Origin of the sequence: Halomicrococcus pelagicus (assembly GCF_051917725.1) — an archaeon.
Lineage (GTDB): Archaea > Halobacteriota > Halobacteria > Halobacteriales > Haladaptataceae > Halomicrococcus.
On the sequence record NZ_JBQBLX010000002.1, the window covers coordinates 180,272 to 194,472 of the forward strand.

Below are 14,201 nucleotides of genomic sequence, written 5' to 3' on the forward strand. Positions count from 1 at the left end.
AGGTTGACAACCCGGGATGGCTAACCGCACCGTAATGAGTCCTCCAGACGAGTCGTCGTCCGACGGTGGGAGGGACCGGCCGGTTTCGGAGGACCGGTTCGGTCCGGACTCCGACCGTCCCTCCGATTCGGACCGGTCGCAGGGGTCCGACCCCGAGGATTCCCCCGGTCGAGAGTGGTCGACCGGGCCGGACCGGGCCGGCCCGGTGGGCTGGTGGCGGTGGTTCCGGACCACCGACAACGGAACCGTCACGTTCGTCCGCGAGATGCTGGAGAGCGCCGCCATCGTCGTAGCCATCGGTCTCCTCCTGTTCGCCGTCAGCGGCGTCTGGCCGCCGATGGTCGCCGTCGAGAGCGGGAGCATGGAACCCCACATGGAGCGAGGGGACCTCATCTTCGTCATGGAGGAACACCGCCTCACCTCGGGCGCCGCCGTCGACGGCACCGGCGTCGTCACCTACCAGGCCGGCCAGGGCGCGGACTACAGGAGCTTCAGCAACTACGGCGACGTGATAATCTACAAGCCGGACGGCGAGAGCGACCGGACGCCGATAATCCACCGGGCGCGCTTCTGGGTCGAGGAAGGCGAGAACTGGTACGACGAGGCTGACGAGTCCTATCTCGGTAGCGCGGACAGTTGCAAGGAGATAGAGACCTGTCCCGCCCCGCACGACGGTTTCATCACGAAGGGCGACGCCAACCGCGCGTACGACCAGGTGGTCGGCATCAGCGAGCCCGTGCGTCCGTCCTGGGTCCGTGGTACCGCCGAGGTGAAGATACCGTGGCTCGGCCACGTCCGCCTGTTCTTCTCGCGGGCGAGCGTGCCGGCCAGCCCCCAGTACGGTTCGACCGCGGAGTACGCCCCGTCGCCGGGCGACGACGTGACCGCGCCGTCGCTCGCGAACTCGAACGAGTCGGCGTCGCACTCCGCCGTCGTGCCGGTGTGACTGCCCGCGACGCGTCTCCTTCTACGCCGACCGCGAACGACGCGGCGACGACGCTACGGTGGATCCGCCGACGCCGGTGCTCCTCTGCGCGTAGTCGCCCAGAATCACGCGTTCTCACTGCCGGTTCGTCCGGGCGTCGGCCCGTACGGAGTTCTGGCCGACGCTCTTCGATAGTTCGGGGAAGGAAGCGCGTCGCGATGTATAGTGGGATGCTATACGCTGGTTTATATCGTAAACGACACAGATAGTGCGGAAGTTGATACGGATGAGATTGTCAGTGCTGTGGAAGTCTCTTTGAGTTCCGTTACATAGCGGCTTGAAAAATAGATTCCACCCTCACTGTTCTTCATGATTCCGTGAGAAACGATGAAGAGATCAGAACCCTTGCTGCTCGGATTTACGACCATCTTCCTCTGGTCGCTGACGAAACGTGGTTCGATTGGTACGATTGGGACGAACCGAGAAGCCGAATGTCTGGACTTCCGGATGATCCCCGCCCTAAGATCGACACTCTGGAGCGTGCCCGAAAGTGGAGTGACGTCGTGCGTGGGCGGACTACTTCGACAAGTCTGAGGAAAACCCAACGTGCCTTGTCACTCATGTTGGCTGAATATCCTGATACTGCAGTCGCGGAGGCCCCTACTGGAGAGAATCCTATACGACGGTACTACCGAAAGGTGTCCTAGCAATGCCCCCACGCGCATAGAATTATAGATTCCGATGAAGCCACAATAACTATTGTACTTCAACGCATTACATTGAAGGGGCCCATGTCAGAAGAATCAACACCTTACGCCCTCGCACTCGTCTGTACTGAGTGCAATGCATACGGAAAAGACGCTGAGGGAATTGAACACGAAGACGGGTGTCCAAACGAAGGGATAGTCCGTGGTGAACAGACTGACCAAAGATGGATCTGCTCCTGCTCTTATTGTGGGGGTAAGGGTGACAACTGCGGCCAAACGATCGATCACGCCGACGATTGTATATACTAATAATAAGATTCCGTAACTGGAAGGAATCTGAATCGCAGTTCTTTCTCGGTACGAATCACTAAGTAGATGGCGTCAAAACCCCAATAATGGAGGATGAGGTTTCCGGCGCGGTGCCGGAGATTGGCGTCTCGTCAAACGCCTGTTAAACAGCGTTAATTAGATGACGCGGTTCTGCAGGTAGTCGAGGTGCTTGGCGTTGTAGACGATCTGGACCTCGTCCTCGGCCGCGCTACCGATGCAGGTCAGGCGGACCTGCTTCTCCTCGACCTCCTCGTCGCTGAGGATCTGCTGCATGTCCATGTCGATCTCGCCCTTCTTGAGGATGGCCGCGCAGTTCGCACAGGCACCGGCGCGGCACGAGAAGGGCCAGTCGTAGCCCTGCGCCTCGGCCGCTTCGAGGATGTACTCTCCCTCGTTCACCTCGAGGGTGCCGTAGTCCTCGTCGCCGAGGCCGGCGTCCTCCGCCTTCTCGAAGAGGTCGTCGTCGTCCATGTCCCATCCCTGGTCGTCCAGCACTTCGTAGTTGAGGTATTCAACGGTGGGCATCACCTCGCTGTTCGCCCGGCGTACGGTTAGTAGTTATTGTTTATCCCGACCCCGTCTATAAATCGGGAACGACGGACGAAACGGGGCCCGCGCTACAGCGGGACGTACTCGAACAGCAGGAACGACGCCAGCGCGGAGATGCTCGGCGTGATTATCCAGAGGCCGACGACCCGCGCCGTCGTCGAGGGGTTGAACAGGTCGCTCGCGGAGAGTACGTCGGGGTCTTCCTCGCCGATCCGGGCCACCTCGTTCTCGGGTTCGGCGGCGATAGCGCCGACCGACATCTCCGAGCGCTCCTCCGACTCGTCGGGGCCCTTGACCGCCGCGGCGGCCGCGTCCGAAATCCGCACCGTCCGCGTCGCCCGGCCCCAGCCGAGACCGACGATGCACATCGTCGCGCTCACCGCGAGACTGGCCGGGATGCCGAGTTCGGAGAGAAACGTGATGATGCTGGCGCTGACCACCTCGACGATGAGCGCCGCGAGCAGTGGTAGGTCGGTCAGGTCGTTGCCCACCGTGTCGAGCGTCCGCCGCGCGATGGTGAACGCCCCGATTGCGGTCGCGCCCGCCGCCAGGAGGACGCCGGAACTCTCCCCGATTGCGCCGGCCCCGACCAGCGGCGCGACGGCGTTGGCCACGTTCGACGCGCCGGCGGAGAAGGCCATGTAACAGCCGATGCCGACCACGAGGCCGTTGACGACCAGTTGCTTGGGCGTCGCGGTCGCGGAGACGGTCGGGTACGGCAACGACCCGACGCGGGAGAACTCGATGAGGGGGCCTTCGGACTGTTCGAGCCTGAACCAGGCGTCGAGATACGGGTAGAGGTAGCGGCCGATGACGGCACAGATCCAGAACGCGATGACGGGCGCGAGCAGCCACGCCGAGACGATCTGGAACATGACGCTCTCCCTGAGCGTCCCCGTCGCCACGCCGAGACCGGCGATGGCTCCGACCGCCGTCATCGACGTGGAGGCGGGGACGCCGAAGAGGTTCGAGATGAGCAGCGCCAGTCCGACGAAGAAGAGGACGCCGACGCTGGCCACGAGCGTGAACTCCTCACTGGGGACGATTTTCCCGCCCATCGTCGCGATGACGTTGCGGCCGACGGTCCAGCCGCCGACGAGGAAGAACGCCGACATCAGGGTCGCAGCACCGAGCTTCGAGACGGTGTGGCTGCCGACCGCCGGGCCGAACGCTACGCCGGTGGAGGACCCGCCGATGTTGAAACCAACGAAGACGGCGACTGCGAGACCGACGAGTAGAAGGACATCGACCATGCCTAATTTAATTCGACCCACCGTCTTAAACGGTGTCGACTCGGTGCCTTTAGACCCGCCGCGGGCGAAGGGAACGTATGTTCCCCGAGTTCGAGGTCGTCCCCGCGGTGGACGTTCAGGACGGCGACGTCGTCCAGTTGGTACAGGGAGAGCGAGGCACCGAGAAGCGCTACGGCGACCCGGTCGAGGCGGCCGGCCGCTGGGTCGACCAGGGAGCCGAGACGCTCCACCTCGTCGACCTGGACGGGGCGTTCGACGGCGAGCGGGCGAACGCACCTGCAGTCGAAGCAATCCTCGACGCCGTCGACGTGGACGTCCAGCTCGGCGGCGGCATCCGCACGGTCGACGACGCCGCCGACCTGCTCTCCCGGGGCGTCGACCGGGTCATCCTCGGCACCGCCGCGGTCGAGAACCCCGACATCGTCGAAGCCATCAGCGCCGAGTATCCGGGTTCCGTGATGGTGAGCCTCGACGCGAAAGACGGCGAAGTGGTCGTGTCGGGGTGGACCGAGAGGACCGGCCTCGACCCGGCGGAAGCGGCGGCGCGCTACGAGGACCTCGGCGCCGGGGCGATACTGTTCACCGACGTGGACGTCGAGGGACGGATGGAGGGCGTCCAGACCGAACAGGTGCGTCGCGTGGTCGAGGCGGTCGACGTTCCCGTCGTCGCCAGCGGCGGCGTCGCCACCGTCGCGGACGTTCGCGCGCTCCGGGACGCGGGCGCAGCCGCGGTCGTCGTCGGGAGCGCCCTGTACGAGGGCGCGTTCACGCTGGAGGAAGCTCGGGCGGCGCTCGACTGACTCCGGTCAGCGCGCCAGGCGGTCGAGGTTCCGGACCGTGTCGGGAACCTGCATGAACTCGACGCGCGGTTCGACCAGCAGGAACGCGCCGGCGACGGCCATCGGCGCACCCAGCAGGAGTCCGGGAACCGTCCCGCCGAGGAGGGCGCCCATGAGGACCATGAGCCCAGCGAGTACGTCTCGTTTCATATCGTGAGCGTACGAGCGCGAACAAGATATATCTACGTCAGACGCGTGTCAGAAGGTAGAAAACAGCCGCAGAAGGACAGGTCGAGCGGACGACCGGAACGTTCGAATCCTCGACGAGCGACCGTCGAACGGAACTGCCTTGTCGCTGTGGGACCTCCCACCGGGTATGAGCGACCGCACCGCCGCCGTCACCCGAGAGACGGCGGAGACGGAGATAGAGGTGACCCTGGACGTCGACGGCGACGGCGACTCGACCGTCGAGACGGGCGTCGGCTTCTTCGACCACATGCTCGACAGTTTCGCGCGCCACGGGCTGTTCGACCTGACCGTGCGCGCGGACGGCGACCTCCACGTCGACGACCACCACACCGTCGAGGACGTGGCCATCACGCTCGGCGAGGCGTTCGACGAGGCGCTCGGCGACCGCCGGGCCATCGAGCGCTTCGCCGACCGGACGGTCCCGCTGGACGAGGCCGTTGCGGAAATCGTCGTGGACGTGAGCGGCCGCCCCCTCTTCGAGTTCGACGGCGACTTCTCCCAGGAGCAGGTCGGCGAACTGACGAGCCACATGGCCGGCCACTTCTTCCGCTCGCTGGCGATGAACGCCGGACTGACCATGCACGCCGCCGTGTCGGGCGAGAACGCCCACCACGAGATAGAGGCGCTGTTCAAGGCCAGTGCGCGCGCGTTGGACGACGCGACGCAGATAGACGAGCGCCGGAGCGACGTGGCGAGCACGAAAGAGAGCCTCTGAACCGATTCCGGCACTGTCTCCTCCGGAACCTCGTCGCTGACGGCAGTTCGACCGGCGGCGACGGTCGGGACGGCGAGCGTGCGGACCGCCGGGCGCGGCGTGCCGACCGCCGGCGCTGGTACCGGACGAGCCTCGGGCTGACGCGCGGACTCGTACGTGGACGTCGCGACCGCCGAACCGCCCGAACGCGGGTCCCTGCAAGTACAGCCGTCGGTAATAAGGACGTCGTGACCGTCGAACTGTGCAGTGAACCGCTCGAACACCCCCTCGACCACTGCACCCGTCGCACAGCACCGCGCGAGCCCGCCGTGCGAGCCTCGTTCGCCCACCGAGGTCAGGGAGGGCGAGCCGTGACCTCGGAACTGAAGAATCTCGAGGACCAGGTGCTCGTCGTCACCGGCGCGTCGTCCGGCATCGGTCTGACGACAGCGCGGATGGCCGCGGACCGCGGGGCACGGCTGGTGCTCGCCGCCCGGAGCGAGGACGCGCTACGGGAGTTGACCGAGGAGATAACGCAGGCCGGCGGCGACGCGGTGTACGTCGTCGCCGACGTTAGCGACCGGGACGACGTCCGCGAGATAGCGCGGGTCGCAGAGGAGACGTACGGCGGTTTCGACACCTGGGTCAACGTCGCGGGCGCGTTCCTCTACGGCAAACTGGAAGACACGCCCGTCGAGGACATGCGACGACAGTTCGACACCAACGTCTGGGGCCTGCTGTACGGCTCGCTCGAAGCCGCCGACCACCTGAAAGAGCGCGGCGGTGCAATCGTGAACATCGGTAGCGTCGTCTCCGACCAGGCGCTGGCCCTGCAGGGCAGCTACTCGGCTTCCAAGCACGCCGTCAAGGGCTTCACCGACGCGTTGCGCATGGAACTGGAAGAAGAGGACGCGCCGGTGTCCGTGACGCTCATCAAACCCAGCGCCATCGACACACCCTATCCTCGGCACGCGAAAAACTACATGGACGAGGAAGCGACGCTTCCGCCGCCCATCTACGCTCCGGAGACGGTAGCGCGCTCGATACTGCACGCCGCGGAACACCCCGACCGCGAGGTGTTCGTCGGCGCGGGCGGCAAGAGCATGTCCGTGCTCGGCCACTACGCGCCGAGTTTCATGGACACGCTCGTGGAGACGGTGTTCTTCCGGTTACAGAAGAAGGACCGCCCGGCGCGTTCGGACGAGCAGAACGTCCTCGACGATCCGGTCGGTGACCTCGAACAGCGCGGCGACTACGAGGGTCACGTCTCCGAGACCAGTCTCTACACGAAGCTCTCGCAGCGCCGGACGATGCCCGGTACGGCGCTCGCCGCCGTCGGGGTCGTCGCTCTGATACTGTACGCGCGCTACAGGGCGATGCGCGGCAGAGACGGCGGGGACGACTGAGCGCCGGACGGTGGCTACCGAAGCCTCGCGCTGACGCCGGACGGGGCGACGCCGAGGGACGAGCGCCGGAGCGACGCGGCGAGCACGGAAGGGAGCCCTGGGACGAGTTCGCCGTAGCTACTGCGCGGTTCGGCGAAGCGACGCGCCGTCTCGCCGACCGAACCGGGTCCCTGGAACGGGAAACCCCTTAAACGGAGCCTCCGTTGTCCCAGACATGTTCGACCGCATCATGCAGAAGTTCGAGGGGAGCCCCTCCCAGCAGCAGGTCATCCGGCTGCTCCTCGAACGCGGGTTCTCGGTCAGCGACGAGGGTCGGGTCGTCTCGGGGAGCATCGAGATTCCGAACACCCAGATAGCGCGCGAGATCGGCGTCGACCGCCGGGTCGTGGACTCGACGACGGACGCCATCCTCGAGGACGAGGAACTGCGGCGCATCTTCCAGAACATCTCCTCCATCCCGAGCCTGATGGACCTCGCGCCCGTGCTCGATCTGACGGTACTGACCATCGACGTCGCCGACGCCGACGAACCCGGCATCGTCGCCACGGTGACGACGCTGCTGGCCGACAACGACATCTCCATCCGCCAGACGGTCAGCGAGGACCCCGAGTTCACCGACGAGCCGCGCCTGTACATCGTGACGGACGCCGACATCCCCGGCGACGTGCTCAACGACCTGAAGAACCTCCAGTTCATCCGGAAGATAGAGCTGAAGTGAGGACGCCGCTCTCCCGTATTCCTTCTCGTCCGGTTCGTTTCCCGACGACGGTCGCGTAGCGGAGACCGCGGTAGCAGAACTGTAGACGGTCGCCGCGACGAACAGCCGGAGGGCGAGGACTGCGATGACGAGCCGGGACGGCAACGTACCAGAGCAGCCGACATTGGCAGAAATTCCAGACATGAAAGCAGTTATCTGGCCGCCGTTGCTACCATCGAGCATGATACACACGTACGAACGGCGGGGGATGGTGCGGTGCGCGTAGTCGCCAAGTTCGGGGGGACGAGCCTCGGCAGCGGCGACCGGATCAACCGCGCCGCCGACTCCGTCGCCGAGGCTGTCGCGGCGGGCCACGAGCTGGTCGTGGTCGCGAGCGCGATGGGGAACACGACCGACGAACTGCTCGACGACATCGAGTTCGAGGCCGAGGAGGCCGACCGCGCCGAGATCGTCAGCATGGGCGAGCGCACCAGCGTCCGGATGCTGAAGGCGGCGCTCGCGGCCCGCGGCGTCGACGCCACGTTCGTCGAACCAGGTAGCGACGACTGGCCCATCGTCACCGACTCGCGCGGCGAGGTCGACGCCGAGGAGACCCGCGAACGAACCCGGGAACTCGCGTCCGACCTCGACGGGACGGTCCCGGTCGTTACGGGCTTCCTCGCGGAGGACGGGGAGGGGAACGTGACGACGCTCGGCCGTGGGGGCAGCGACACGACCGCGGTGATGCTCGGTTCGTACGTCGACGCAGACGAGGTGGTCATCGTCACCGACGTCGAGGGCGTCATGACGGGCGACCCGCACGTGGTCGAGGGCGCGCGCAACGTCGGCAAGATAACGGTCGACGAACTCCGGAACCTCTCGTTCCGCGGCGCGGAGGTGGTCGCTCCCTCGGCGCTCTCCTACAAGGACGACGACATGGGCGTCAGGGTGGTCCACTACCAGCACGGAGACCTGCTGACCGGCGGCACGAACGTCACCGGCCAGTTCCAGAACCTCATCGACATGCGGGAGTCGCCGCTGGCTTGTCTGACCGTGGCGGGGCGGGCCGTCCGCAACCAGTCGGGCATTCTCTCGGACCTGTCGTCGGCGCTCGCGGAGGCCGACATCAACGTCGACGCGGTCGCCAGCGGAATGGACAGCATCACGTTCTACGTCGACGAGGACGTCGCCGAGCGCGCGGAGAACATCCTCCACCAGGAGGTAATCGAGGAGGGGTCGCTGTCCAGCGTCACGGTCGACGACGACGTGGCCGTCATCCGCGTGACGGGTGGCGAACTACCGAACCAGTCCGGTATCATCAGCGAACTCGTCGCGCCGGTCGCGGACGCCCACATCAACATCCACGACCTCATCACCAGCGCGACCAGCGTCGCGGTCTTCGTCGCCTGGGACGACCGCGAGCAGACGCTGGAGATAATCCAGGACCAGTTCCAGCAGTAGACGACGGTTCTTCGTTTTCGAGGCGGATTCGCGGCGGTTCTCGTCGGTCGTCCCGGTCGTGGCGAACGGCGACCCCGACGGCGAAACCGTGGCTTGAGAGTGGGACACCGACGCCGAGTTCGAACGAACCGGGGGACTATCGAGGTAAGAGCGTACTGCGGTACGAGCGAAACGGTGACACTCCTGACGGTCGACGTCGACGGCGCGGTTGCCGAACGGCGCGTCACGCTCGACGCGTCGTAACCGCTCCTTTCCTCGTTTCTTCGGTCCACGCCACCGAACGACCGCTTCGACGTTCTGGGTTGTGTCGGTTGTCCGACCGACAACCCTCACATCGATGCCGTCGAGGGTCGAAACGCCGAATTGTGACCGCGAACGGTGACGGCGATTTTTCTCTCGTCGTCGCGTCGCGGGAGGGGAGAACGATGACAGAGAAAGACTCACCGAGTAGCTCGCGGCGAAACCTCCTGAAAGCGGCCGGAGCGCTTGGCGTCGTCGGGGGTCTCGGCACGCTCGTCGGTGCCCAGGACCAGACGAACGAGACGCAGGGCAATCAGACGCAGGCGAACGAGACGGAGACGACGGAGACCACGGAAACGACGGAGACGACGGAGACGACCGAGACGTCCGGACCGGGTGTCAGGACCGTCATCCTCGGCGGACGGACGGAGTTCTGGCTCGGACTCGCGCCGCCGTCGCTCCAGGGCGCGCCGAACCCGGTGTTGCGATTCCGTCCCGGCAGGGAGTACCGGGTTACCTGGATAAACCTCGACGGGGCGAGACACCAGTTCCAGCTACTCGGCCAGAACGGGCGCGTACTCGAGGAGACGCAACCGACGTCTCGACGGGGCGAGACGCGCTCGGTCACGTTCCGGGCGCGCCAGGCGATAGACCGGTACCGCTGTCGATTCCATCAACAGCAGATGAACGGCCGCGTCTTCCTCACCCGGCGGCCCGACGGAACCGGAACGACGGAGACGACGGTCAACGGGACTCGGGGGACGGGGACGTTCGGTACCGGAACGACGGAGACGTTCGGAACCGGGACGACGGAGACGACCGGGACGTTCAGAACGGGAACGACGGAGACGTTCAGAACGGGAACGACGGAGACGTTCGGAACTGGGACGACGGAGACGACCGGGACGTTCACGACGGAAACGAACGGAACGTTCACGACGGAGACGACGCGGTAGCGCGCCGGTGCGGCGCTACTGGACCTGCTCGCGGCCGTCCGACGCCGTCTCGACGACGTGGGCGTCGGACGAGTCGAACCCGACGCGAACCCGGTCGGCGTCGGGTTCGTCGGCCGCCCGGAGCGTCACCGGTCGCCCGTCCCAGTCGAGGTGGACGCGGAACGCCTCGCCGAGGAACTCGACCGTTTCGACGTGGGCTTCGAACCGGTTCTCGCCTCCGTCGAGTCGTAGCGTCTCGGGCCGGACGCAGAACGTCACCCGGTCCCCGACCGTCCCCCCGGCGTCGGGGACGACGAACTCGCGGTCGCCGACCTCGACCGTCGACCCCTTCGTTTCGACTGCAAGTACTCGTGCATCGAAGACGTTGTTCTCGCCGAGGAACTCGGCGACGAAGCGCGAGTCGGGGTTGCGGTACACCGCCTCGGGTGCACCGGTCTGTTCGATCCGACCGTCGTGCATGACGGCGACGCGGTCGCTCACCGCCAGCGCTTCCTCCTGGTCGTGGGTGACGTAGACGGTCGTGATTCCGAGGTCGGACTGGATGCGGCGGACCTGCGTCCGCAGGCGCTTCCGGAGGCGGGCGTCGAGCGCGCTCATCGGCTCGTCGAGCAGGAGCAGTTCCGGGCCGGGCGCGAGCGCCCGGGCGAGCGCGACCCGCTGTCGCTGACCGCCGGAGAGTTCGTCGGGATCGCGGTCGCCGAAGCCGGCGAGGTCGACGAGATCGAGCAGTTCCGCGATTCGCTCCTCGTCGGTCCGCGCGCCCGGCGGGTCGCGGAACCGCAGGCCGTAGCCGACGTTCTCCGCGACGGACATGTGCGGGAAGAGCGCGTAGTTCTGGAAGACGATGCCGACGTCGCGCTCGTTCGGCGGGACGCCCGTCATCTCGCGGTCGCCGAACCGGACGCTGCCACTCGTGGGGGTCTCGAAGCCCGCGATAGCCCGGAGAGTCGTCGTCTTGCCGCAACCCGACGGCCCGACGAGCGTGAAGAACTCGCCGTCGTCGACGTGGAGGCTCACGTCCTCCAGCGCGGTCACGCCGTCGTACTCCTTGCGCAGGCTCTCCAGGTGGACCTCAACCATACTCCCACCGCCCGCCGAGGCGGTCGACGACGACGAAACTCGCCGCTGTGACGACGAGCAGCACCGACCCCATCGCCGTGGCCGGCCCGAGCGTTCGGTTGCCGAGGTAGCGTTCGACGGCGACCGGCATCGTGTAACTACTGCTCCCCGTGGCAAGAATAACTGTCGAGTCGAACTCGCCGATGCTGATGGCGAACGCGAACGCCGCCCCGGCGACGACGCCGGCCGCGACGAGCGGCAGTTCCACGTCGAGCAGCGCCCGGAACCGGGTCGCGCCGAGCGCCCGCGCGGACTCGACGGTCCGGCGGTCGACGTTCCCCAGCATCGGCCCGACGCTCCGGACGACGAAGGGGTAGGCCGCGACCGCGTGCGCGGCGACGATGGCGAGCGCGCCGTCGACCTGGACCCGACCGACGACCGGCAGCGGGACGCCGAAGACCAGTCCCCGCAACATGCCGAGACCGACCATCACGCCGCTGACCGCGAACGGAGCCATCGCCAGCGCTTCGACCGCTCGCCCCCAGCGCGACCGGGCGCGGTTCGCCAGCGCGGCGACGACGACGCCCATCGGAACCGCGGCGAGCAGGGTGCCGACGCCGAAGGCGAGCGAGTTCCACACCGCCACCCCCGGTTTCGTCTGGAACGAGGCTCCGGTGGTCTGGCGCTGGACGAGGAACTCGTAGTACCGGAGCGTGAACCCGTTCGGTCCCGTGACGCTTTCGAGGACGGTGCTGACGATGGGTCCGCCGAAGACGACCACGACGACGAGGCCGTACGCTCCAACGCCGACGCGTTCGAGCGCCGCTCGCGGCGAGGGGTCGTCGGGCAGTAGTCGCTTCCGGGCCGGCGGTCGCGCGGCCCGCGACGCCGACGCCTGACGGGCCTCGTACCGGAGGTAGGCGTAGGTCAGCGCGAGCGAGAGCGCCGTCTCCATCACCGCGAGCGTCGCCGCCGCCGAGTAGTCCAGGTCGCGGACGAGGCCGTATATCCACACTTCGACCGTGGCGTAGCCGATGCCGCCGAGTTCCAGCACGATGGGGAACGACATGAACGTGAAGATGAACGTCAGGAGCGCGCCCGTGAGCACCGCCGGGAGGAGCTGGGGCGCGAGCACGTCGACGAACGCGCGGAACCGACCCGCGCCGAGGCTGCGCGCCGTCTCGACCTCCCGGGCGTCGACGCTCTCCCACGCCGCGTTCGTGACCCGCGCGACGAGGGGCGCGTTGTAGAATGCGTGGGCGACGATTATCGCGGGCAGGTTGTACAGCAGCGAATCGACGGGGAGCCCGCCCAGTAGCTCGCCGACGCTCAGACCGACGAGACCGAGCAGGTCGTTCAGCAGGCCCTGCTCGCCGAAGAACGCCACGAATCCGATGACGACGAGGATGGAGGGCATCACGAACGGGAGGATGGTCAGCGAACGGAGCGTCTGCCGGCCCGGGAACTCGTAGCGCGAGAGGACGTAGGCTCCGGGGAGGCCGAGCGCGACGCTGGCGAGCGTCGACAGCGCGGCCTGGTACGCCGTGAATCCGAGTATCTCGCGGACGAGGAACTCGTCGGAGAGCACGTCGGCGAACGCCGAGAGGCCGCCCGACTCCGCGAAGACGATGGCGACGGGGTAGTAGAAGACGACGGCGAGCACGGCGCTGGTCGCGGCGGCCAGCAGGGCGAGCGCGTGCCGGTCGAGCCAGCGCCGGAGCGCCATCTACCTGGCGACCTGGCGCGCCCACTGCTCGACCCACTCCTCGACGTTGCCCTTCAGTTCGTCGTAGGAGAAGGTGACGGGTTTCTCCGGCTCCCTGGCGTACTTCCGGAACTCCTCGCCGGGCTTCGCCCAGTCGGTCGCGGGGAACTGGACGTTGAGCGTCGCTATCTTCGCCTGCACCTCCTTCGTGAGCATGAAATCGAGGAAGGCGTCGGCGAGCTTCGGGTTCTTCGCGCCGGCGAACTTCGCCATCCCCTCGGGGTTGGCGTACCCCTCGTCGTTCAGGAAGCCGACCTTGTGTTTCTTCATGTCGACGCCCTCCTGCCGGTTGGCGTACACCCGGTCGGTCGAGTAGGAGACGACGATGGGCCGTTCGCCGTTCGAGTACGCGGTGTAGGCGGCGTCCCACGAGCCGAGTATCTTGACGCCGTTTCGCTTCAGCCGCTTCCAGTAGTCGAGATATCCGTCCGGGCCCTTCTGGTGGACGGTCCACAGCAGGAACGCCCGGCCGGTCGCGGCTTGCTGGGCGTTCTGCGCGATGAGCTTGTTCGCGTACTTCGGCTTCGCCAGCCTCCCGAACGTCCCCGGATCGTCCACCTCGTGTCCGTTGTAGACGAGGCTGATGTACCCCGTGTCGTACGGTATCGCGCGGTTCTTCGGGTCGAAGGTGAGTTCGTCCTTGACGTGGCCGTAGTTCGACAGCGCGTCGGCGACCGGGACGAAGAGGTTCCGGTTCCCCAGTTTCTCGTCAATTCTGATGAGGTGGTCGACGTTGAGGCCGACGTAGGCGTCCGCGTTCACGTCGACGCCCTGGGCCTTTCGCTGGAGGAAGTAGCTCACCTCGTTCTCCGGCGTCTGCCACTTCAGCGTCGCTTTCGGGTACTTCTTCTCGAACTGCTTTTTTATCCAGGGACCGGGCGAGCTGCTCGGCGCGTCCACGAACGAGCTGTACGTGGCGACGTTCAGCGTCCCGCTCAGCTCCGTTCGGGCGGTCGTGTCCGCCGTCTTTCCGTCGGTCGTCGTCCCGTCGGTGCCCGAACCTCCGGAGTCGCCGCCGATGCAACCTGCCAGCCCTGCGACCCCGGCGGTGCCGGCTTTCAGGAAGGTGCGCCGTCTCATTACCCGGTGGTTGCAGTCGGTGTTACTTAACGGGCGTGGTGTCGTCGGGCC

13 protein-coding genes are annotated in these 14,201 nt (G+C 66.5%); 7 read left to right on the plus strand and 6 right to left on the minus strand.

The window, feature by feature from the left end; translation table 11 throughout:
* Positions 1 to 34: 34 nt before the first annotated feature.
* Complete coding sequence (locus ACTF4R_RS05685) at positions 35 to 946, plus strand: S24/S26 family peptidase (protein WP_440006944.1); 912 nt, start codon at positions 35 to 37, stop codon at positions 944 to 946.
* A gap of 1,151 nt (positions 947 to 2,097) precedes the next feature.
* Here the strand turns inward: ACTF4R_RS05685 and fer are convergent.
* Both fer and ACTF4R_RS05695 read right to left on the minus strand, forming a co-directional pair.
* The gene (fer, locus tag ACTF4R_RS05690; RefSeq protein ID WP_440006945.1) at positions 2,098 to 2,487 is read right to left on the minus strand and encodes a ferredoxin Fer; all 390 of its coding nucleotides are present in this window, start codon (positions 2,485 to 2,487) and stop codon (positions 2,098 to 2,100) included.
* A gap of 92 nt (positions 2,488 to 2,579) precedes the next feature.
* The gene (locus tag ACTF4R_RS05695) at positions 2,580 to 3,764 is read right to left on the minus strand and encodes an inorganic phosphate transporter (RefSeq protein ID WP_440006946.1); all 1,185 of its coding nucleotides are present in this window, start codon (positions 3,762 to 3,764) and stop codon (positions 2,580 to 2,582) included.
* A 77-nt stretch (positions 3,765 to 3,841) separates the two neighbouring features.
* Here ACTF4R_RS05695 and hisA point away from each other — a divergent pair, with 77 nt between their 5' ends.
* A complete protein-coding gene (gene hisA, locus ACTF4R_RS05700; RefSeq protein WP_440006947.1) occupies positions 3,842 to 4,564 on the plus strand; it encodes a 1-(5-phosphoribosyl)-5-[(5-phosphoribosylamino)methylideneamino]imidazole-4-carboxamide isomerase in 723 nt (240 codons plus the stop codon).
* A gap of 6 nt (positions 4,565 to 4,570) precedes the next feature.
* Here hisA and ACTF4R_RS05705 read toward each other — a convergent pair whose 3' ends face one another.
* Positions 4,571 to 4,753, minus strand: a complete 183-nt coding sequence (locus ACTF4R_RS05705) for a hypothetical protein (protein WP_440006948.1) — start codon at positions 4,751 to 4,753, stop codon at positions 4,571 to 4,573.
* Positions 4,754 to 4,919: 166 nt separating this feature from the next.
* Between ACTF4R_RS05705 and hisB the strand changes: the two genes are divergently transcribed.
* From hisB to ACTF4R_RS05730, 5 genes are all read left to right on the plus strand, one after another.
* Positions 4,920 to 5,507, plus strand: coding sequence for an imidazoleglycerol-phosphate dehydratase HisB (gene hisB / locus ACTF4R_RS05710; protein WP_440006949.1), 588 nt, complete (start codon positions 4,920 to 4,922; stop codon positions 5,505 to 5,507).
* A 350-nt stretch (positions 5,508 to 5,857) separates the two neighbouring features.
* The gene (locus ACTF4R_RS05715) at positions 5,858 to 6,892 is read left to right on the plus strand and encodes an SDR family oxidoreductase (protein ID WP_440006950.1); all 1,035 of its coding nucleotides are present in this window, start codon (positions 5,858 to 5,860) and stop codon (positions 6,890 to 6,892) included.
* 214 nt (positions 6,893 to 7,106) lie between these two features.
* A complete protein-coding gene (locus ACTF4R_RS05720; RefSeq protein WP_113274586.1) occupies positions 7,107 to 7,610 on the plus strand; it encodes a TrpY family transcription regulator in 504 nt (167 codons plus the stop codon).
* A 255-nt stretch (positions 7,611 to 7,865) separates the two neighbouring features.
* A complete protein-coding gene (locus ACTF4R_RS05725; protein WP_440006951.1) occupies positions 7,866 to 9,050 on the plus strand; it encodes an aspartate kinase in 1,185 nt (394 codons plus the stop codon).
* 425 nt (positions 9,051 to 9,475) lie between these two features.
* Positions 9,476 to 10,246: a cupredoxin domain-containing protein gene (locus tag ACTF4R_RS05730; protein WP_440006952.1), complete on the plus strand. Its 771-nt coding sequence runs from the start codon at positions 9,476 to 9,478 to the stop codon at positions 10,244 to 10,246.
* 15 nt (positions 10,247 to 10,261) lie between these two features.
* Here the strand turns inward: ACTF4R_RS05730 and ACTF4R_RS05735 are convergent, their stop codons facing one another.
* Genes ACTF4R_RS05735 through ACTF4R_RS05745 form a run of 3 tightly spaced genes read right to left on the minus strand, consistent with a single transcriptional unit; the run spans position 10,262 to position 14,150 of the window.
* Complete coding sequence (locus ACTF4R_RS05735) at positions 10,262 to 11,326, minus strand: ABC transporter ATP-binding protein (protein ID WP_440006953.1); 1,065 nt, start codon at positions 11,324 to 11,326, stop codon at positions 10,262 to 10,264.
* Positions 11,319 to 13,031 carry an ABC transporter permease gene (locus ACTF4R_RS05740; RefSeq protein ID WP_440006954.1) on the minus strand — a complete coding sequence of 571 codons (1,713 nt, stop codon included), beginning with the start codon at positions 13,029 to 13,031 and terminating at the stop codon, positions 11,319 to 11,321. Before ACTF4R_RS05740 ends, ACTF4R_RS05735 begins: the two co-directional genes overlap by 8 nt.
* Positions 13,032 to 14,150, minus strand: a complete 1,119-nt coding sequence (locus ACTF4R_RS05745) for a thiamine ABC transporter substrate-binding protein (protein ID WP_440006955.1) — start codon at positions 14,148 to 14,150, stop codon at positions 13,032 to 13,034.
* Positions 14,151 to 14,201 lie beyond the last annotated feature (51 nt).